Consider the following 21,982-nt stretch of genomic DNA (forward strand, 5'->3'; position numbering starts at 1 on the left):
TTGGCTCTTTCTCAGACGCACAGGGTGTTAATCCATGTGGATTCAGCGAACTTTGACGCTACCCGCGGTACGGCGCGGCTACCACCTGATCACCTCTCGGATCATCGATGAGTTGCCTGAGATCAGCGAGACCCAGACGGGGATGTTGCATATTTTTATCCAGCATACCAGTGCATCGTTGACGATCAACGAGAACGCGGATCCTGACGTGCGAGTGGATTTTGAGACGGCGATGAATCACGCCGTTCCCGAATCGTTGCCATACGTGCACACGCTGGAGGGGCCCGATGACATGCCTGCGCACGTGAAAGCGTCGATGTTGGGGTCGAACGTGACGATTCCCATCGGCGGTGGCCGGTTGCTGTTGGGGACTTGGCAGGGCGTTTATCTGTGTGAGCACCGAGATCACGGGGGCCCTCGGCGGCTGGTGCTTACTTTGATGGGGCAGTGAATCCTGCTGGAACGAGAGACAGGCGACGCTGGCTGTGTCGGGCCTCGGGGCCTCGTCCACTACGGCGGGTACTGATTGATAGGTCGCTGGGCGATCACGCATTTCGCTCGTTTGCGATGCGCGCTTCTTAGGCATCCTCCTGCTTTGCTGCATGTGATGCAGGCATCTCCATGCCTCTGACGTCATGACCGGGATTGGACGTCAAGAAATCTTGTTTTTTTAAGTCGTTTGTTTCAAGTGACTTAAGTCATGAGGTTCGGAAATGCTAGCCGCTTTGGCCCCGCTGATGCTTAGGACGGCTTTCGATCGAGCGGACGATCTGTTTTCCCGCCTTCCAACTCACCAGCAGACTTTCAGTATGGCCCGGGCAGGGGTGGTGGTTTTAGGGAACCGAGACGAGCGCCGGTTGCGGTGGTAGGGACCGATCAAGGTCCACCGCATGATGCGAGGGAGTGTTTCCCCGCACGCACTTGAATGGTTTTTCAAACTACAAAAAGAAGAGGAAATTGCATGTCTCTGATGCACAAATTTCGGGTGCCAATGCTGCTGCTCTTTGCAGCGCTGTTGACACTCTCGATCGCGCCCCCGGCAGCATTCGCCCAAGACGCAGTGGACGCAACGGCTGCAGAAGTCGAGGCTGCGGCTCCTGCGGAAGTCGAGGCTGAGGCCCCTGCGGAAGCTGAAGCACCTGCGGTGTACGACGCCCAGGACATGAAATACACGATCAACTCTTTGATCATGTTCATCTGTGCCGTGTTGGTGTTGTTCATGCAAGCCGGGTTCGCGATGGTCGAGGTGGGTTTGAACTCTGCCAAGAACACCGTCAACATTCTCGCCAAGAATGTCATGGACCTTTCGGTCGGCGTTCTGCTCTACCTGTTCATCGGATTCGCACTGATGTATCCCGGTGCTCCTGAGGAAGGTGTGTATCCGGAAGGCTGGTTGGCGAACGGCTACCTGGGAGCACCCAAGGCTTTCGTCGCTGCGGACGATCCGACATCAGGAAACTACAGCAATTCCGCAGACTTTCTGTTCCAAGTTGCTTTCGCAGCGACTGCAGCCACGATCGTTTCGGGAGCAGTCGCTGGTCGAATGAAATTCACTGCGTACCTCATCTACAGCGCGATCCTGACGGGGCTGATTTACCCGATCAGCGGATCGTGGAAATGGGGCGGCGGTTGGCTGAACGAAATGGGCTTTCAGGATTTTGCCGGCAGCGTGGTCGTTCACGCGGTGGGTGGCTTTGCAGGTCTTGCTGGTGCGATCATTCTCGGACCGAGGCTGGGTCGCTACACGGCCGACGGCAAGAGTGTGCCGTTGCCTGGGCACAACATTGCATTCGCAGCGTTGGGTGTATTCATCCTCTGGATCGGATGGTACGGATTCAATCCTGGTAGCCAGTTGACCTACGGCAGTGGTGCCGAAGCAGCTGCGACGACCTACATTGCTTTGACGACGACGATCGCTGCTGCCGCTGGAGCCGTGATCGCGATGGTTGTGGGCTGGGTTCTGTTCAGCAAGCCTGACTTGACGATGGCACTCAACGGTATCCTCGGTGGTTTGGTCGCCATCACTGCCAACTGTGATCGCGTTTCACAAGTGGAGTCGCTCATCATCGGCGGCATCGGTGGGGCCCTGGTTGTCTTGGGCATCGTCATGTTGGACAAGCTGAAGATCGACGATCCCGTCGGTGCTTGGCCCGTTCACGGACTCTGTGGAGTCTGGGGCGGAATTGCAACCGGCATTTTCGGTAACTTGCCAGACGGGATTGAGAGCGTCGGCTCATTCATCACGGTTCAATTGATCGGCACAGTTGCCATCGTCGCTTGGGCGTTCATCACCATGCTGGGCGTCTTTGTGGTGCTCAAGGCTGTCGGAATGTTGCGGGTCAGCCCAGAAGAAGAGCAAGCCGGTTTGGACGTGTCCGAGCACGGCATGCAAGCTTATCCGTCAGACGCTGTTGCTGGCGGAGCGATCAGCTGATCGAAAAACGGAACTACCACCGCGGTCCCGTCGCGTCAGGCGGCCAGTCCGGCTGACGCGGCGGGGCAACCGAACACGGAGATGGTTGGGGGACTATGTGAAAACTTCTTGGCTCTTGCCTGGGCCAGAAGTTGCCCGGCTCGGGTGGGCGTCCGCCTCGCTCGCCCGAGTTTGGGCTTTCACTCTGAATCATCGCTGGAAACCAGGCGGTTCCACTGCACACTTAGGCTCAAAGCCGGTATCTCCCCATCGTGGGAGTGCCGGCTTTGTTCTTTCCGGCTCCATGGGTTAACGTATGAGCCCAGCTAGACATTCGCCCAAACACTGTTGCCGAACTGCGGAAACAGGGGCGGACGTATCATTGCACGAAACAATTCAGGGGAGGACGGCCTCCGCTGAGAGTGTACGAGGAAACCGACACTGTGAAGTTGATCATCGCCATCATTCAGCCATCCAAGCTTGACGCAGTCAAGGAAGCACTGACACGTGTGGACGTTCACCGCTTGACGGTGATGGATTGCCAAGGATTTGGCCGACAACGCGGGCAAACGGAAGTCTATCGAGGCCGCGAATTCAGCGTCAGTTTGCTTCGCAAGGTGCAGTTGCAAATCGCGGTCAACGAAGAGTTCGTGCAACCGACCATCGAAGCCATCTTGGCCGGAGGACGCTCAGGCGAAGCAGGCGAGATCGGCGACGGAAAAATCTTTGTCTTGCCCATGGACGACTGCGTCCGGATACGTACCGGCGAACGCGGCAGCGAAGCGATCTGAGTGAGTGTCGCTCGACGTGCCACGTCGATGCGTCCGGGTCGTAGGATCGTGTTACCCATCACTGAGGTGGTGCCAAACGCCCTGAGCCGCTGGCCGTCAGGCCACGGGTTTCACGCACTGAATTGGATGCCCGATGGTTGCAAGACCCGGCCGCTGGCGCGTCACGGCTCACGGCGTTTGGTCGTGTCATGCGTCAGCACGTACTCGTTGCAACCCCAGCCGTTGCCGACGGTCTTGAGGTTCACCACGTGGAATCCTTTGCGTGCCAATGGAACGATGACATGTTCCGGCGTGGCGACTTCGAACGGCATGCCGCCTACCCAATCGACCCAGTCGTGCCACGCAGACATCCCACGGTCCTTGCGTTTGGCACGCCAATCGGCCAACGGTAGCGGATTGCGAAATCGTGCGAGTCTCGCCATCGCGAACCGCAACTCATAGACCCCGGCAACTGCAACCACCCACATCCAACGCAGTGATTTGGGCAGACGATGGTACATCCGTTTGATCCACAACCAGCGGCGACTGGCACTTCCCTGGTCATTGTAAATCGCGATGTACAGCAAGCCCTGCGGGGCAACGCGTTGACTTGCCATTTCGATCGCCCGATCCATTTCGCCGGTGTGGTGCAGAACGCCCCAACTGTAGACCACATCGAACTGGCCCAGTGACTTCATGAACACCGGGTCCAAGACGCTGCCACGATGAATCAGCCAACTGCGTTCGGAGGAGTCCGTGTATCGATCTTTCAAGGTCTGCGTGCAGTGGACGGACTGTTCGTCGTAGTCGATCGAAACCACATCAGCGCCCAAGCGGTGCGCCGCCAGCGAGAACAGTCCGCTGCCGCTGCCGATGTCCAGAAAACGGCAACGGCTGAGATCGTCGACGGCCAGCATGGATTGGAGTGACGCGACTGCCTGCTCGATCCGCTGATCATCCAACGTCTCCAGGAAAGCGGCCCAGTTTTCGCCGAACGCGAATCGGGTTTCGTCGGGTGACGGCTTGCCCGAATCGGTGCCGGAAACGGCTTCCGTGGGGGGCGATTCAGAGGGGGGCGAAGCGGGCATAGAACGATCCATCGAGGTCTGGGACGGTGGCAAATCATACCTCAAGGCCCGCCAACACGCGAAATCACCTATTTCCCCTTGCCGCATGGCCCCTCGGGTAGCTAGCCTGCTGAGCCTGATTGTCACACCATCGATCTGTCTACCGTTTGTCCCGTGTCCCGTTCTGTTTGTGCCTTGACCGAAGCACCGCCAGCCGATCGCCCAACGTCCGACGCGGGGGCCAGATGGTCCCAGCGATTCGAGGACCGTTATCGTTGCTCGCTGCCAGAGGACTTGGCCGACTGGTTTGATTCCCCGTGGTGGCAAACGCAGGACGAGAACGACGAGTCGACCAAACGCGAAAACCGAGCCATCGAATACGCGTGGCCGGTCTCCATGCCCGAGTTGCTCTCCGATGCACCGGGCGCCATCTGGCCGGCATTGATGCCCTGCGATTTCGTGCCCCTGTTGGGAAACGGCATCGGAGATTGGTTGTGTTTGCGATTCAATGCCCACAATCAAGTCAGCGAGATCGTGCAATGGTTTCATGGCGGCGGCGACTGGATCCCTTGGGGAAAATCGCTCAGCGAAGCCATCTTGTTCGACGCGGTGGTTAACGACCTGCCGGGAGTGCAACGAAGGCACGCGATCGAAGCAGAGTCTTATCAGCGTGGTCAGTCGGCAACCGATCCGGTCGTGCAGTGGGCGTTGTCGCATCAGCCGCCGGCGATCGCACAGGTTTTTGCAAACGGCATGCGGGAATCCGAATCGATCGTCGACACGTTGTTGCAACACGGGGTTTGCGAAGTCGCCGTGCGATGCCAACAAGTGGTTTCGCTGTTGCACGACCCGCTCTCCGAAACACTGACATCCGGTGTCACCAAGTCATTGGACATCTCCGAGGCCGATCGTACGCGATGGGTGTTTGATACTCATCAGATACCCGAACCCATTTTGATCCAGTTGGAACAGGCGACCGGCCAGCGAGTGCTGCCGTCGCAGAATTGGCAACAGGTACAAGAGCACTGTGAACGAGTGACTCAGATCGCGCCGCACTTGGCGTGGGCTTGGGACTTGCTGGGTTATTGTCACCAACGTGTGCATCAAAGCGAAGCGGCACGGGCGGCGTATCGCCAAGGCATCGAGTGCTCCATCTTTACCGATCAATCCGTCCGGCTTCGAACTCACGGTCACACCTCCGATGGTGTCAAGTTCTCGGCGAGCCAGCTTTCGGCGCTGTTGCAGGATGGAAGTCTCGTGCGTGAGCCAAAAGCATCGGAGGAAGAATCGCTTGCCGAATCGCAATACCTGAACCTGCTGTGCGCCGTTCCCGCTGACCGCCGCCGACTGGCAACGACCGAGTTTTGGAAACAGCGATCAGTCGAAGCCGAAAACCAAGGAGACTTGACCGCTGCGAGCGATCACGCCTATCGGGCCGGCTGGGACCTGGGAGCCGAACCGATCACCGCCTATCCAGAATTGCTGCAGCGAGTTGCGAGAATCAGCGAAGCCGCAGGACAGCACGCGATCTCGATCGCGTCGCAAACCCACCGAGACTGCTTCCGCCGTCGCTACCGGGTGTAGCGATTGGAGAGTTCACAATCGATCAGCGGCAATGAACGCGTGGTCTGGTGATTTCGTCGAAAGACGACAAACGATGAGGCTACGCAAAGAATGGGGCTGCCCTACGCTGAAACGAAACAATTGCAGCGAACCCGGACGTCCAGTAACCCGTGTTCCGGACAATATTGCGATGGGGTGTATTTTCGACTTCCGTCTCTGCAGATTGGATGAGTCGGATCTTGATTTTGCAAGCAGCGTTTATTCCCCGCGTCATCGGGTATTCCGCCGTGCTAAATGGACGCGATGCGATCCAATGCTGCTCGCGTGGCAGCCACGAGATGCTTGTTTGTTGCGGGATAGTTTCCCGGTGCGACGAACGATGCGTCGTCATGCCTGATCTCTCGGAACGACCCATGAATCTGGCGACATCCGGTGGCTTGAACGAGCTCCACCGCGTTGTCCGGACTCACTCCCGCCCCTGCCAATATCTCAATTCTATCTCCCGCGAATCGGCGCAAACGGGCGATGTGATCACGTCCTGCCCAAGCAGTTTCGCATCCGCCGGACGTCAGCACTCGATCGGTTCCCGCGTCGATCAATTGCGAGATCGCAGGCAATGGATTTTCCAGCAGGTCGATCGCGCGGTGGAATACCAGTTGACGTCCCTGAGTGACACGCCGAAGCTGTCGCCAAAATTCGAGATCCATTGTGCCATCGTCATGTAAAACGCCAGCGACAAGTCCATCCGCACCGGCACTGAGTAAATGATCGGCATCACGCAACATCACTTTTCGATCGCCGCTGCTGAATCGGAACCCGGCGCCACGGGGGCGAACCATCGCAACAACTGGCAACGTCACCGACTGTTTGACTTCCTCCAACAGTCCAATGCTGGGCGTCAACCCACCCAGATCAAGAGCCACGTTCAATTCCAATCGATCAGCACCGCCTGCCGCCGCCGCAACTGCGTCGTCCACCGAAGCAATGCAGACCTCAAGTAGATATCTCGGCTGGGCAACCAAAGTGAACTCCGCTGGGTTTCTATGCTTTGTACTCAGAGGGTCACGCGACCGTCTGTTACTACGACGCAAGTGATAGTAGCGACTTGGCTCAGGTTGAAAGTAGGACGTTGCTGTTTGATTCATCTGCCGCTATCGCGTGGCGGCTGATCTGCTACTGCCGGCGCAGCTGGTGACCCCAGTGAGCCTCAGGCGCTAGCCGTGGGCCTGAGGCGGATCTGCTACTGCCGGCGCAGCTGGTGTCACCAGTGAGCCTCAGGCGCTAGCCGTGGGCCTAAGGCGGATCTGCTACTGCCGGCGCAGCTGGTGACCCCAGTGAGCCTCAGGCGCTAGCCGTGGGCCTGAGGCTGATCTGCTACTGCCGGCGCAGCTGGTGTCACCAGTGAGCCTCAGGCGCTAGCCGTGGGCCTGAGGCTGATTGTGGTGCCGGCCCACGGCTAGCGTCTGAGGCTCACTTTGATTGCGAATCATGGAACGAAAACTTGGACTGAAAAAACAATGTCAACCCCAAACTTTGAGCAATCCAGGCTAGCGCACTCCGGTTGATGCAATATCCGGGCGACGCGTCGCGGCTCCCTCAATCAACCTCCTGCTAAGCGTTGTAGATCGCTGGGTTCAGGGATGGGTCGTTGTACATCTTCATTTGACGGTAGGTCTTGTGGCGTTTTCGGCCAGCAAAGATATCGTCGATCAGGTCCTGGAGTGAGCGAGAAAGATCGCTGTGCTGCTGCTGGCACAGTGCGATACGATCCTGAACCTTTTGCACATGGTCGCTGCCGGCATCTTCTCGCTCCAATTGCTCGGCATAGTGGTACAGTCGCAATGACATGATCGAGAGACGGTCGATTGCGCTGCCGGAGGTTTCGGTGTTGATGGGTGCGTCGTTCGCAGGCGTCACCCCGGCGGCGGTCAAACGTTCCGTGATCGCGTCGTCCAGCTTTTCGATCATGTCGTTGCGTTGCTGATTCAACTTGTCAATGGCTCGCTTGACCGTGGCGATCTGTTGGTCATCCGCAGTGGGGCTGCGGGCAATGTCTTCTTGATGCCACAGACGATAGTTGTACTCGTGTTGCTGGCACACCAATGCCATGAAACCTTCGTAGGGATTGGAGATTTCCTCTTGATGCCATAAAGCGACCGTATCGATTTGCAGTTTTGTCAGTTCCGTGACGGGAGGCAACGCGGTGTCAGACATGTCAGAAAATACTCCGTGATGAGGCAGGCTAATCAAGGCCTGGGATAGAGAAACGCAAAATAGCCGTAAGGAACGCATCATCAAAAGATGGCGTAGTGGATTTCGCCAGAAATCCTGTGCGAAAGGAATTCTGGCGAATCCCACTACCAGGTGCGCCAGTAAGTGGTTCATCGGTCCTAAACTGGTTTTGGGACCAGATTGTAACAAGCTGTCTCGAATGCTCCCATCGGAGTTTCAGTCGACGAGCCGGATCTGCAAATCGTCGATCCAAAGTTGGCCGCTGCCCTTGGCAACGATATTCACGCGAGTGGGAACGAGTGTCTGGCCGTTGAAATTCTCTGGTGTTTGAAAACGTCCTTGGATCTCTCGCCAATCGTAGGTGCCGCTTGGAAACTCCAGCAGAACCTGTTCGTTATCGCTCTGGATCGAGAAAGCTCGTTCCGTGACAGCCTGTGCTTTTCCCCACACGGTGACTTCATAGGTTCGTCCGGCATGAATCGGAATCTCTTGCCCTGTATGGCCTCGACCGGACTCGGTCTCGGATTGATCCGCGGTCAGATGCAGTGAAGCATTGCCGGTGTGTGAGACTTTGGAACTGATCCCCGCGGAGGACCGGAATCCGTCTTCGGTCAACCACGTTGCGCCGCCGGATGAACTCCAGTACTTCAGTGATCCGAGTTCAAAATCACCGTTCAAGATCGCGACGACAGAGCCGGGTTTTGGTTCGATCGATCCGAACTTGAGATTGGTGGGGCGTGGGAAAGTCGCAATGAACTGCAGCAGCGACCTCATGTCTTCGACGGATTGATCGCCAGCAGGATTCTTTTTCAATTGTTGGTAGTGACGCGCCAGCGGACGAGCCACTGTCAGCAGATCACACGCCGGTTCCTCCTGACGTGCTGACGTGATCGCGTCCTTGGATTCCTGATACCGCCCCATTCTTGCCAGCACACGGGATTTCCCCAGCAACGCTGCTGCGCGGTTCTCGGCAACCAATGCGACATCCAATGCCGTTTGAAACTCGTTCAACGCGAGATCCAGTTGGTCCGTTGACTCGATACACGATGCCAGTCCAAAGTGAGCCCAGGCATGGTCGGGATCTGATTCGAGCGATTTCCGAAAGGCTTGCTCGGCATCCTTCGGCTTGTCTTGTCGCAGCAGGATCAGTCCACGGACCGCGTGAGCATGGGGGACAGTCCCATTCAGGGAGCTGGCACGCTCGGCAGCCGTCAACGCAGCGTCAACGTTTTCTCTGGCCAACATGATCATGGCGAGCGTGGAGTGATATCGGGCGCTCTGCGGATTCGACTTGGTCAATCCCGCCATGATCTTGCTCGCCTCGGCACGACCGCGAAGATCATCGACTTGAACGAGCGGAGCATCGTCGATTTCCGTCAATGGCAGGGTGTGTAGAGCCGTTTCAATGAATCGGTCCACCGCCAGCTCAACTTGGCCGGTCTCCATCAATGCAAGTCCGTATTGCCAGCCGACCCAAGGATGCAGTTCGCTTTGACGCTGCGCCGACTGGGCATCTTGCATGCACCATTGCAGCAATTCCGCGACGCGTTGTTCACGCAGTGCCGGATCGATCGACGCATCGTGGCGAATCAAACGCGCCTGAGCACGATACATGCTGGAGCGGTCGGCCAGGGCAAAGCATCGCTCGGGCTCCAGGGCGATGCACTGACCGACGGAATGGATTGCGTCCTCATAGTCACGCCACGTTGCGTTCGATTTCTTGTCCGCCAAGAGGTACTCGATCTGAGCCAAAGCGAGGTGAGTCCAGTAATGATTGGGACGAAGGGTTGCGCCGCGTCGCAGGGTGTCGCGTGCGGCAAGCAATGAATCCTCGCCCTGATAGCCTCGAAAGAATCGCTCAAACGCTGGGTCCAAGGCGGCGATCATGCAAAGCACGCCCAACGAATGGGCATCGGCACCGTTGTGTGGCAAGTCCAATCGGTCTGCTTTGAGGCGAACGCCGGCACCCAAACGCATTTTGGCGATGGAGCGGTAAAAACGAGTCGCTTGACTGAAACGAAACCCGTCAATGCGATCGCTGACAATGATCGATGCAGCGGCTTCGCGTTTGCCGATATCCGTTCTCAGAAACCGACCCACGGCCTTGATGATGGTGGTTGCCCCGTCGAGTTGCCCTCCGCCTGCCAAGCGAATTCCGATCGTCTTGGTGAGCATTGCATCGAGAATCAACCATTGCTGATAAACGTCCCAACGCAATTGATCTGCCTGAGCAGCTGTCAGGTCCTCGACCGGTAAATCATCCCACCAGCAATTTGACTGTGCGACGCCGAGTTGCTCCAACGCTTCGGTCGCGGCGATGATTCCTTTGGTATCTCGGCTCAGCACGTTCTGTTCTTGCACGTGGTCGGCCAATTCATAGAAACGAACGATCTTGTGTACCCGATTGGCTTGGCTGGAAAGATCGTCAAACTCGCTGGCCAAGGCTGGATTGGTCGACAGGGACTGGGATACTCCTCGCAATATGCTCAGCGCCGACGAAAAACGTCCGGCCTGCAATTCCTGACCGGCGAGCAACTTTCCACGTGCGGCAGCCGACTTTAGCTCGGCGACGCGTTGTCGAGTTTGCTGGGCAAGTTCCAGTTCTTTGGCTGCCTGTTCTTGTTTGGACTGAAACTCGCGAATTTGAATCTCATTCCACAAGACGGCACCGATGAATGACCCGACCGTCAGCAGGAGCGTTGCAACGATCAGACTGGCGGCTGCGGCCGGGTGGTGCCTGAGCCAACGCGCGATTCTGCGTCCCGGTGATTCTCGATAGACCGAAACGGGCTCGTCGGCCAACCATCTCTCGACGTCGAGCGCCAACGCGTCCGCTTGTCGATACCGATTGATCGAGTCGGTGGCCATCGCTTTCGTGCAAATCGCGGCCAAGGCGGGTGGGACATCAGCGGCAACGCTCGACGGATGGGGAAATTCTCCCGCCGCAATTCGTTTCAACATCCTGACAATGGAATCAGATGGGTGGGGAGGTTGACCGGTCAGTATTTGATAGAGGGTGGCTCCGAGCAGATAGACATCGGTACGAATTCCGATTTCGTCCAGTTGTCCGCGTGCCTGTTCAGGGCTCATGTACTGGGGCGTCCCCACGGTTCCGGCAATGTGCGACGACGCCGCATCGTCCTCCTGTCTGCCACTGGCAAACGCTTCTGTCATGGAATCCTCGGGGCCGGCATCGAGCAGTTTTGCCAATCCCCAATCCACCACGAGCGTTTCGCCGTATGGCCCCACCATGATGTTGGCAGGCTTGAGGTCACGATGCAGAATCCGCCTGTCGTGGGCGTAGCTGATCGTGTTGCACACGTCGATGAAACATCGCAGCAATTGTCGAAATGCGAGTGTCTGGTCGACATCATCACGAGCCGCTGGCGTGTGCTCGTTGCTGTCAGTCACAATCTCTTTGGTGGGCGACTGATGAAACCGCTGGATCGCTTCCTTGAGCGTTTGGCCTTCGATGAAACGCATCGCGTAGTAGTGGCGACCATCATCCCAGGTTCCCATCGCGTAGACAGGAACGACACCGGGGTGCTCCAGCCGACCGGTCACTTCGGCTTCTCGGATGAAACGCTGCTTGGCTTCTTCGTGATTCTGCCATCGAGGTTGAATCTGTTTGATCGCCACATCGCGTTTGAGCTGACGATCGTAGGCAATCAGGACTTCGCCCAATCCGCCCTGTTGGTGTCGTCCCAGTATCTCAAACCGGCCGCTATGATCGGTCAACTCGTCGGCATTGAGTCGCTGCGGGTCGTCGGCGTGGTTGACTGCGTCCTGTTGCGCATCAAAAAAAGCGGATTGCAAGAAATCCTGTCCGCCGGCCTCCGCGTCCGCGGCGAGTAATGCGTCAACAGCTTGCCGCAGTCTAGGCTGGCCGTTGCATTTTTGCTCAAGAAACGCCTCTCGCTTATCCTCGGGAAGTTCTAAAGCATCAAAAAACAGCGCTTCGATCTGCTCATCGGTGGGCTCATCATGCGGGGCATCCATCATCGTCCTCGTGTCGCCATACTGGCACTATTCGTCAATCATTTAACTTTCGGTTCCGAGCCGATGGCGCTAGCCCGGATATTGCGTCAGCCGCCACGCGATAGCGTCCGGTTCACGAGTATAGGCGTAAGAACCGGACGCTATCGCGTGGCGGCTGATATGCACAGACTGTAGTGATTCATGCGGATGATTGATTTTAGCGCAAACAGATTCTTGACAATGAGTTGTTGCATCGTTGGGAAATGCAGATTGTTTTTCATAACCCGACGCGTAAGCGAGGGATTTACCGAGTATCCCTCGCTTACGCGTCGGGTGATGAATCATCCGGGCTAGTGGGTTGCTACGGCTAATTTTATGCGTCACAGACCACATGAAAACATCTGATGAATGAACCGAACAGACCGAATGAAGCGAATGAACCGAGAATTTGGCCCGGAATCATCGTTGGCACGCTGCTGATCGAAGCGTTCACCTGTTTGTTACGTTTTGGGCTGAAACTGGAGTCGACCAGGGATACTGCCTCGACGATCGGTCGGTTGACGATGGGGCTACGAATTCATCACAGTTACATCGGTGCAGCCATTGTGTTGTTGGTCATCCCGACGATCCATCGCTATCCCAAGATCGCACGCTATCTGTTGATCGTTGGGGCATCACTGATACTCAGCGATCTGATCCATCATTTCGTCGTCTTGGCGTATTGGGTGGGCGATCCGCAGTTTGACCTTTGGTACTGAATCGTCAATGATCGGATCAAGGCTTAGGGACGCCTCATCAATCAAGGGCGTAGTGGATTTCGCCAAAAATTCTGTCCGAAAGGAATTCTGGCGAATCCCATTGCGAGGTGCGACAATAAAAGGACTGTCGCTCCTTACCGGATGCTGTAGCAAAAGATTCGATCCCAATCGTGCAAATAGAGCTTGCCTGCTGCAATCACGGGATGCGGCCATGCATTCTTGTCGCTGCGGTCCGGTTGGTCAAAGCGACCGACTTCCTGATAGCCATCCGGCGAGGCCACGACCAATGCCACTTCGCCGTTCTCTCCGCGCACGTAGAGGTGGCCGTCGGCGTAGGCGATCGAGCCTTTGCCCACGCATCTGTCTTGCCAAGCGATATCGCCGGTTTCCCAATTGATGCACAGCAAGACGCTGTCGTTGGTTCCATAGAGATGGCCATCGACCAGCACAAAGCCGCCGTGATGATTCTGCATCTTCGTGACAAAATACGCTTCTTCCACCGCCCAGATAGTGCCACGACGAGAGATCCTGGCCTTGCCTCCGCCGGTGCCGTAACCGCTCGCGGCGAAAACAAAGTCTCCTTGCGTCACCGGCGTGCTGCAGTTGGCCGTGACGTTGGCGGCGGAATCGTAGTGCCACAGTGGCTTGCCGTCTTTGGCCGAAAAACCGACGACGCCGCCGTTGAGAAAGGTCAGGTATTGCGGTTGTCCGGCGAGAGAGGCCTTGATCGCAGATGCATAGCCGGCGGTCGAATAGTTGCCGGGCAACTCAGCAGCCGAACCACTCCAGATCATCGCACCGGTATTTCGATTCAACGCCACCATGGTCGCTCGATCGCCACCGGGCGTGCAGATGACTTTCTCACCGTCGACCAGCGGGGATTCAGCGTAGGACCAGTCGCCTTCTTGTCCGTTGAAGTCCGTTTTCAGGTTCTTTTGCCAGACAAGCTCGCCGTCGGCCCGACTAAAACACGCTAGTGTTCCGTCGCTGCCGAGCGCAAAGATTTGGTTGCCGTCCACGGTGGGCGAACTTCGCGGCCCCCTGTAGCCTCCGCCACCGGCGACAGAGCCCAGCCTCATCGACCGGACTCGCTCTCCCGTGCTTTGCTCCAACGCGATCAATTGTTCCGAGTCACCCTCTGTGCCCAAGACATAGACACGATCGCCCACGACGGTGGGCGTGGAATAGCCTTCCCCGATTCCGCTGACGGTCCAAACTCGTTCGGGGCCGCCGGATGGCCATTGTTTCAGCAATCCGGTCTCGGGCGAAATTCCATCTCGATTGGCACCTCGCCATTGCGGCCAGTCTGTCGTCAAGCTCGAATCAGGTCTTGCAACTTCCGCAGCGGACATTTGCTCGGACTTGGCCGTGATGGTGTCCAGATACCGGAGATCGGCATCACTGAGTTGCTCACGTTTCATGGTCACTACTTGGCCGTTGTCTTGTCGGCGCAGCTTGACCGCGTCGTCCGTCTGGTCGATCAGGACCAGCAGGACCTTGGACCGGATGCCTGATTTGGTCGTCCAAAAGCGGCCTGTGTTGACGGCGTCCTGTGCGGACAAGTGGTGCTGGCATGGCAAGGCGATCGCAATCATCGCCAGCAATACGCTGCATTGTACAAATCGAAATTGTACAAATCGAAACTGTACAAATCGAATCATCGTTTGAGCATTCATAGGGTTTACCAACATCAGGGATCTCAGTGCCCCGGGTTCAATGGACCATCATTTTCAATAGAGCAGTTTTTGCAGCGGCAATCCCATCGCTGCACAGGACAGCAGCAGGACCAGGAACAAGACCACCCAGATGATCGCAGTCAATCCGATTGCGGCCCAAACGTTGCTGAGCGCCTTTGCGGCAAAAAGCGTGAGCGGTAGGTTCGGTTCAGCGATCAACTCTTTGACTTTGCCCGTGTAGATCAACATTGTAACTGCCGCGGCGATCAAGATTCCGACGAGCGAAAAGCCAAGCAGGGCCTTAAGATAAACAATGGTTTCGGGCGTGGCGGCGGACGTCGCGATTGGCAAGATGCTGCCGATCAACAGGACGGTTGCCACGACGATCAAGGCGATCGCACCGACCATCAGCCACGTTGTATTTCGGCTCAGTTCCAGTGCGATACGCGTCATTTCCGTTTCAGGAGCCTCGTCGGAATCCGAAGAGGACGATCCAAGGCTCTGGAAAAGCTCCGGCAGAATCTTCTTCGCCGGTTCCCAGCTTTCCATGTTGGAATTCCAAACCAGTGAGTCCGGCTTGAGCACTTTGGCGTGCGCCCACAACTGCATCTGATCGTACGAAATGGGACCCTGATTCTCGTCTTTGACATGGGCAAACCATTGCGCCTGCGTGTTGGCTGGCGAACCGCCGCCGGCACCGCCGGGCTGTGGCATCGCCTGTCCAGGCGGCATGGGGTTCTGGCCGGGCATCGCTGGCATGTTCCCCGCCATGCCGGGCTGTGGCATGCCGCCACCCATCATGCCGCCGCCCATCGCCCCACCGCCCATCATTCCGCCGAAACCTGTCGGTGCGGCGCGTGGAAAGAAGTCACCGAATTCCTCAGCCGTCACCCATGTGATCCCATCGCCGGAAAGCTCGTGCAGTCGTGTGACTTGACCTCGGCGGATCAAATCCTTGACCTTGTCGGGCGTCAGAGGCCCCAGAGTCCGGCCTCGAAATCGTACGTAAACACGCTCTATATCAGCCATGGCATTCACCAAGTTCGCTTTCGATCAACACGCGAGCCGTATCAGCACGCCGACAGGTATTAGGTTTGAGTGAGTGGACCGCTGATGGACCAACGCTTGTGAATCGTTTAGTCAGCGAGAAAAAACACGGGACGTCCGGGGACAAGGTTACTGCGAGCGGGCTCCAGTTTTGCATCTCCTTGCTCCAGTCGACCGATTCTCACGAAATCCGTCTTGGACGCGTCCGCGGGGGATTCCACCGCGATCAACAGGTCTCCGTCGGAGCCGGGCAACTGGTCGCGTGCCAGCAGCCTGACCGGACCGTCAGGCACACGGACCAACATACCGATCCACTGATACGGGTTCTCCGCGAATGAGAGCAGTGATTTCCAACGCTCTTCGCTGCCCGCGTAGACGCTCATCAATTCGGAACTGGCCAAGCCGCGGACGTCTGCGGACAAGCTGGAATCCGGTGGTCGCGCGGCAAACCAATTGTCGCGTTTTGAACGACGCAATTTCAATTCGTCTCTCGTTCCACGCGTCGCCTCTTCCAGGACTTCGCTTCCCGCTGCCGCTTCATCAATCAGCATCGACACCAGGACTTCTTTGACCAGTCCATCGAGCTTGTCGCGTTTGACGACATTGGCGATGAGGGTCACGAACGTTTTTTCCCAGTCTTGCAAAAACTCGACACGCAGTTCTTTTCCTTGCTGCTCCAGCCAACGCATGGTTGCCTGCGGTTCGTCGGTGACGGAAAAGGTTCCTTCGAAAGATCGGTTTCGAACCGCCCCCAAAACGCTGTCGACCACGGGAAAACCGACTCGTCCGGATGCAGTGAGTCGATCGCGGTTTTCAGAGATAAATGTTGAGTTGACGAAGTATCGTTGCTCCACATTTCCATTGAGCGGCTCACTCACACGCAGTTCGATCAGATCGCTCAACGTGTGTTTTTTCAGCCGATCAAACATGGAATCCAACAGCGCATCCCGACCCGATGCCTCCTGGAGTTGTTCTTTTTCAGCGGACATCCTCAGCAAGATGGGGTTCTTGTTGACCTTCGTTGCCAGCGACTTTTGCTTGGAGAGCAAATCCCGAGCTTCGGCCGGAGACACTCCATTGCTCACGGCGCTCTTGATTTCTTGCAGCCATTGATTGGTCAATGCCACGGCGTCCCAGTGAGCCGATTCCTGCAGGGAATCCTTCAGCTCTTGCGGCAAACCGATTTCGGTCGCTTTGTTGGAGATCGCCTCCAACGCATCTCGATACTCTTCCAGTGTTCGCGATGTCGCGAACTGTTTTGAGTCGCGTTGGTATTCGTCGGACTGGCCCATTTGCTGCTGAATGTTTCGCAGCGTGGCAGAGGTTTGGGCCTTCAACTCCTGGTATTTTTTGTCGAATTCTGGCGTGGCTCCGGCATATTTCTTGGGCAGCGTTTGCAGTCGACTGTAGAGGCCCTCCACCGATTGGCGGGTCGCCTCGTCGGCAGGGCGATTGGTGAAAGCGACCAACTCCGATTGATAGGCGTTCAATTCTTTCATCGCCTGTTCGGTGATCTTGCTGGCCGACGTTTGATTGAATTGGTTCTTGCGTTGCATCATTTTTTCGACGGCCGCCAATTCGTCATCGGTCAGAGCGATTTTCTCTGCGCGACGCAGCAAGTCGCCATCGATGAGCGCCGGATCTTCCGCGTCGGCTTGCTCCAGGAATTTTCGAAACTGGGCCGCGCGTTCTTTCTCGACATTCATCGCCCCTTCGACTTTGAGGTACAACGATTCGATCGTCGGATCGGCCGCCAAGTCGGCATTGGGCTTGATCTGCCTTTCGTAAAACGACTGGGCTTGCTGCCAGTTTTCGTCCAGGACGAGGCTTTGGAGTTGGCTTTGCGCGGTCTCGAGCCGTTCCTGTTGCTTGCCGGACGACATCAGTGTCACCACGGCAACCACGATGGCCAGCACCGCTGCTCCGGCTCCGCCAAAAATCAGGCCTGACTTGAGTTTCTTTTTCGATTGGTCGGACTGGATCAGCTTGCGGTATTGCTCAGAGACGTCCTCGGGCATGGGCTCGTCGAACTGTGTAGCCTTTTCATGGGCGGCACGTATTTCATTCAGCGATGCTGCCGAGTTCATCAAGGTTTGCAGATGCGCGATCGCGGAGGTTCGCTGACTTGACACCGCGGCCTTGCGTCCCATTTCGTTGAGCCAAGCAATGATGGGCTTGACCCTGCGTTCCAGTTCGAAAGCGACGGGTTGCTTCAGCTCTTTGGTACGTGATTGCCACAGCGAGACCAGCTTTCGCGTTTGCGCTTCATCAGCCGATTCGAAAGCGGACTGCATCTTGGCGACGATTTTCTTTAGCTCGTTTTCCCTGACTTGCTGATAATGTCCTTCGGCGACAAAACTTGCTTGTTCGACCAAACGTGCCGGGGGAGTGCTGATCCATTTTTGTCCGGTCAGTTCGGTGTGCAACGCACAGACGGTGCGGATGTCTTCGGACGCGATGGCCTGATCGAGTTCTTGATCGATTTCGCGTAGACGGTCTTTCTCCCAATCTTCGATGTCCTCCGCCCAGACTGGATTAGCGGCATCGCGTCGACCGATCTGCCGCAGCACCTTGAGCCGTCCGGCCAACGGTGCCTTTGCGATGGCGAGTTGTCGATGCCGTTTCATCAGTGCATCCAACGGCAAGCTCTCGACGATGGCTTCGTTGATCTGACTGACGGAATCTTCGTTGAGAGTCGTGGGAATGGGGATTCCCATGAACTGCAGGATCTCGTGCCACTCGTCGACTTCGGGGAACTCCAGTTCCGCAGCCGCTTGCATCGCGTTGGGGACTCGGCTGATCGACTGGATGGCTTCGCTTCGCAAGCCTTTTCGCAGCAGATCCACTGCTTCGTCCAATCGCTTGTTCACCTTCTCGACTTCAAGGCCGAATTTTTCAGCGAGCGGTCTCATCTCGTCTTCGGAGATGCCGAACTTTTTTTCCAGCGCGCGACGGATTAAATCAACGGTACTAGGCATGATGGACGTTACCAGGAAACGATCAAACGAATATCTAACGCCGCCGTCAGCTTTTGATCGGCGTCATAAAAAAACATATCGGGGACGTGAAGCCGTTGCCCCTTTTGTAGTGTCTCGAGCGAGATGCGAAATGATTCATAGGACTGTGCGATCTCATCCAGTGATGCTTTGATCGCCAGCAAGGCTGCACGCTGTGTGTCGTCCCATGTGCTAGGCCCTCCTTTTCCAGAGATCAATTCGATCTCGGAATGCAGTTCCGTCGCATACTGCCACAGTGTCGGTGAGTTATCGATCGGCATCACGCCGCGGATCAACTCGGATTCGTTGACCGGAATCCGCTTGACGAATCGGGTCACTCGTTGACGCGTGGTGGTGGGCAAGAAAGATTCTTTGTCCGCGATTTGATCGGTCTGATAACGCAAGTCGTGGATGGCTTGTGCCATGGAATTCATCGCTGCAACGTGATCAGCGAAGACAGACTGCTTGCGTGATGGATCGATTGAAATGGACAGTATCAATTCACGCGATGTTTCATCAATGAAGCTCAACAGCTCGGCACCGGAAAATGACGGCAGGTCATCGACTCGCCGCACGACCGCTTTGCGGGGGGAGATCGAAAGATCAGTATCCGGGATCTCAATCTGCTCGGCTGCCAACAAGGGATTGGGGTTTTCTCGCCATCCCACTGCGGCAGGCATCTTCGTCAACTGTGCAGAGATGGAACCGATGGCATTCAAGTGGTCAAAGATCGGTTTCGTCCCAGCGTCCACTGCCTCAATGGCATCCCGCAGTTGCCGTGGGTTGTAGCGTAAGACCATGGTGATCGGTCGAGGCTCGCTGGCAACAACGGTCTCCTGGCCGTTGAACTCGGATGACATGGCGTCGTCGTCGGTATTCGACATTGATGCCCCGTTGGTATCGTCGCTGGCCGGTTGGTTTCCGGCCAGGTGAGCATCGGCAGCGTTGGTGTCCGCGTCAGCATCGCCAGGATTTCCGTCGAGCCTCGACGGCAGCGCCGCTGATGGAATGCTTTGTTTGGGCCCCGAGATCCGTTCAGCGATCAACCATGTCGAAACTCCCACGATAGCCAGAAACAGCATGGCAAGCACCGGCAGCAAGATATGCTTTTTGGATGGATTGGCCGCCGATGGCAGCGTCGGCGGTTGCAGCGGTGGGGGCTGAAGGTCGGAGGATTGCCGATTTTCGTGTGACGGATTCCATCCCTGTGGAGGCAAGAAGTCTGGTTCTTGGCTTAGGTCAATTTCGGTGACCAACTGTTTTGGCTGGTGGGCTTCGTCGTCGGTAGCTTCTGTTTGATGCGTCGGCTCGGGTAGCTGCATCGGCGGAGGCGCGATCCCACGTGCCTGTTGCGTCAGCTCATTTTCGGTAGGCAGCGACATCGGTTTGGTCATGTCGATGACGTTCGATTTCACCGAGGCAAAACGTGCTTCCTCGGTTCCCTCCAGCACGCATCTCAATTTGCAATCCACGTCCGGGGGGACGTTGGTCGCATAGGTGCTAAACGTTGCCGTCCAGCGTTGGTCGACGGGCAACAGCGAGATCGCCTCATTGATCAAAGGCAAAATCAGACTTTGTTGATCGTTACGATAGATCAGCCATGTCGGTGGACGGTGAGACGGCATCAAGATATCGGCGACGACGGCTCCCCACCCGGCGTCTCCGGCCACGCTCTGCCAAGCATTACAGAGTCCCGGTTCTAAGTTTTCTGATGGAATCACCGGGCCTCGTTCGGGAGTCTCGCATTGCCCGGACCAGCTTGTTCGCATCACGGTAGGTTGCATCATCACCCAAGCGGGCCCGGCCGCGACCTGTTCGGCAGGATCGGGAACGACGTGGTGAGCGATCTTGTTGGTTCGGCCGGTGTAGTCCGAGCCGTACGCGGTGATGCGAGAAAGCACCGAAAGCGTTTTTCCAGCGACGACAATACGATAGTGGGAGTAAGCGATGGGATTTTGGCTGGCGAGTGGATTCTCCGGTGGATAGAGCTGGCGGTACCCTGAAAGCGACTCCAGCCGTGAAGCAATGTTGATTGGGGTCCGCGCAGTGGACAACACTGTGCAGAAACCACGACTGCCCTGCTTCAGGCCTTTGGGTGCGGATGTGTAGAGCAGCTCAATACTCATGGGCAACGGGAGTCACACCTCATGAATTAGGTGGCCGGGTTTCAGCTGCACTGATCAAACTGCCTGCCCAGTTCGCAAGCGCCATCATCATGGGGACTTCTACCCAATAGGGTGCCATGTCGCGAGGACGAATTCCCAACGCTCCACTCTCGGGATCCAACTCAGGTGATTTGCCCGTGGCGCTGACCGGGATGAACGTGATGTTGGTGGAAAAGCCCTGCGCCGCTGCCACAACCTCAGGGCAGATTTCAGAGAGCATTTCGCCGACCGCATCCGACGTGGTCAGGATTCGTTGTCGATCCAGCAAGCAGAGAGGCGATCCGGGCACCTTGACGTAAGGATCGTCGTGAGAGAGTCCGGGCAGCAACGATTCCCACGCGTCCCACTTGGTGACGATGATGACAAGTGGTCGGTCTTGTATCTCATCATCACGCAGTCCCGCGTGACGTCGAACACGCTGGATCGCCTCAAGCAGAATCGTGTCCTGTCGGACACTGGTTTCGCGATGGAGCCGCGATGCCCGACGGACCATCTGTGGGTCGTCCGTCCGTCCTTCGCAAGCCTGCCGGAATCGAGGGTCCTGGGTCGGGTCAAAACAAAAGAAAAGACATTTCGAGTAGGCCAAGTGACGCGTCACGGGACTCATCGTGGTGTCGGCGCCAGGAAAGAAGCTTTCGCCGGCGTTGTCGTACAGACACACCACGCGTGACGCGGTTTGATGGCGTCCAAAATTGGGGTGTGATGCCAGGGGCTGCAAATTGAACATGAACGGTCGCGGTAAAGTCACCGTGTGCTTGCCCATGTCGACGGTATCGTACAAGTCGCCTTGTTCCTCCGTCTTGGCGATCGCGACCGGAGTGTCCGGATCGGGGTTCATGAAGTGCAGTTCTTCGTATTCATGAATCCGGCCATTGATCTCGGCGTCCGCGTCGTTGAGCGATACCCCGAATTTGCGAGGCAGGATCTGACGCAACTGCCAGGTCATCGATGCGAGAAAATAGCTCTTACCGCATGCCGGGGCACCAAGAATCGAAAACATCAAGCTGGGAACTTGATACAACGTTCGTGGAACGGGCAGGTGGCAACGCGGACAGGCCATGCGGGTCGCCGGCTCGCCCATTTCGTCGATCGCATCCCCACGAGCCGTGAAACGACTTGGCAAGAATCGCTTGGCATGGTCAAACCCCAACTTGGGGTCACCGACCAAATCCGGATGCTCCGATATCCAGACCGTCTCCTCAGGGGCGAACGGATGCCAACAATGCGGACATAGCACTTTTGAAAGGAGGGTGAGCGACGCTGACATGCCTTATCCAAGAATGGCTCAAAAACAACACAAAAGCTCCTTGGGGGGGA

General features: G+C 56.8%; 14 protein-coding genes. 5 read left to right on the plus strand and 9 right to left on the minus strand.

From position 1 onward, the window contains the following. The first annotated feature begins 34 nt into the window (after positions 1 to 34). The 3 genes from Pla52nx_RS05295 (at position 35) to Pla52nx_RS05305 (ending at position 3,204) form a co-directional block, all read left to right on the plus strand. Entirely contained in the window at positions 35 to 451 is a 417-nt protein-coding gene (locus tag Pla52nx_RS05295; protein ID WP_146519511.1) for a secondary thiamine-phosphate synthase enzyme YjbQ, read from the plus strand. 510 nt (positions 452 to 961) lie between these two features. Beyond that, positions 962 to 2,434, plus strand: a complete 1,473-nt coding sequence (locus tag Pla52nx_RS05300) for an ammonium transporter (protein ID WP_231741884.1) — start codon at positions 962 to 964, stop codon at positions 2,432 to 2,434. A gap of 422 nt (positions 2,435 to 2,856) precedes the next feature. Then, entirely contained in the window at positions 2,857 to 3,204 is a 348-nt protein-coding gene (locus Pla52nx_RS05305; RefSeq protein ID WP_146519512.1) for a P-II family nitrogen regulator, read from the plus strand. 161 nt (positions 3,205 to 3,365) lie between these two features. Here Pla52nx_RS05305 and Pla52nx_RS05310 read toward each other — a convergent pair whose 3' ends face one another. After that, positions 3,366 to 4,271: a class I SAM-dependent methyltransferase gene (locus Pla52nx_RS05310; protein ID WP_146519513.1), complete on the minus strand. Its 906-nt coding sequence runs from the start codon at positions 4,269 to 4,271 to the stop codon at positions 3,366 to 3,368. A gap of 153 nt (positions 4,272 to 4,424) precedes the next feature. On the opposite strand from Pla52nx_RS05310, the gene Pla52nx_RS05315 reads away from it, so the two are divergent. After that, complete coding sequence (locus tag Pla52nx_RS05315) at positions 4,425 to 5,834, plus strand: SMI1/KNR4 family protein (RefSeq protein WP_146519514.1); 1,410 nt, start codon at positions 4,425 to 4,427, stop codon at positions 5,832 to 5,834. Between the two features lie 269 nt (positions 5,835 to 6,103). Here Pla52nx_RS05315 and Pla52nx_RS05320 read toward each other — a convergent pair whose 3' ends face one another. From Pla52nx_RS05320 to Pla52nx_RS05330, 3 genes are all read right to left on the minus strand, one after another. Then, positions 6,104 to 6,958, minus strand: a complete 855-nt coding sequence (locus Pla52nx_RS05320; protein WP_146519515.1) for a copper homeostasis protein CutC — start codon at positions 6,956 to 6,958, stop codon at positions 6,104 to 6,106. A gap of 466 nt (positions 6,959 to 7,424) precedes the next feature. Further along, a complete protein-coding gene (locus tag Pla52nx_RS05325; RefSeq protein WP_146519516.1) occupies positions 7,425 to 8,027 on the minus strand; it encodes a DUF4254 domain-containing protein in 603 nt (200 codons plus the stop codon). Positions 8,028 to 8,261: 234 nt separating this feature from the next. Next, positions 8,262 to 12,044, minus strand: a complete 3,783-nt coding sequence (locus Pla52nx_RS05330; protein ID WP_231741885.1) for a protein kinase domain-containing protein — start codon at positions 12,042 to 12,044, stop codon at positions 8,262 to 8,264. 383 nt (positions 12,045 to 12,427) lie between these two features. On the opposite strand from Pla52nx_RS05330, the gene Pla52nx_RS05335 reads away from it, so the two are divergent. After that, the gene (locus tag Pla52nx_RS05335; RefSeq protein WP_146519518.1) at positions 12,428 to 12,781 is read left to right on the plus strand and encodes a hypothetical protein; all 354 of its coding nucleotides are present in this window, start codon (positions 12,428 to 12,430) and stop codon (positions 12,779 to 12,781) included. A gap of 134 nt (positions 12,782 to 12,915) precedes the next feature. On the opposite strand, the gene Pla52nx_RS05340 is transcribed toward Pla52nx_RS05335, so the two are convergent. The 5 genes from Pla52nx_RS05340 to Pla52nx_RS05360 all read right to left on the minus strand — a co-directional run bounded on the left by Pla52nx_RS05340 (position 12,916) and on the right by Pla52nx_RS05360 (position 21,932). Then, positions 12,916 to 14,442 carry a PQQ-binding-like beta-propeller repeat protein gene (locus Pla52nx_RS05340; protein WP_197454474.1) on the minus strand — a complete coding sequence of 509 codons (1,527 nt, stop codon included), beginning with the start codon at positions 14,440 to 14,442 and terminating at the stop codon, positions 12,916 to 12,918. A gap of 69 nt (positions 14,443 to 14,511) precedes the next feature. After that, complete coding sequence (locus tag Pla52nx_RS05345) at positions 14,512 to 15,486, minus strand: DUF4339 domain-containing protein (RefSeq protein WP_146519520.1); 975 nt, start codon at positions 15,484 to 15,486, stop codon at positions 14,512 to 14,514. 107 nt (positions 15,487 to 15,593) lie between these two features. Then, entirely contained in the window at positions 15,594 to 18,482 is a 2,889-nt protein-coding gene (locus tag Pla52nx_RS05350; RefSeq protein WP_146519521.1) for a hypothetical protein, read from the minus strand. Positions 18,483 to 18,490: 8 nt separating this feature from the next. Then, positions 18,491 to 20,626 carry a hypothetical protein gene (locus Pla52nx_RS05355; protein WP_146519522.1) on the minus strand — a complete coding sequence of 712 codons (2,136 nt, stop codon included), beginning with the start codon at positions 20,624 to 20,626 and terminating at the stop codon, positions 18,491 to 18,493. Positions 20,627 to 20,645: 19 nt separating this feature from the next. Further along, positions 20,646 to 21,932, minus strand: coding sequence for a hypothetical protein (locus Pla52nx_RS05360; protein WP_146519523.1), 1,287 nt, complete (start codon positions 21,930 to 21,932; stop codon positions 20,646 to 20,648). Positions 21,933 to 21,982 lie beyond the last annotated feature (50 nt).

This window comes from Stieleria varia, assembly GCF_038443385.1.
Lineage (GTDB): Bacteria > Planctomycetota > Planctomycetia > Pirellulales > Pirellulaceae > Stieleria > Stieleria varia.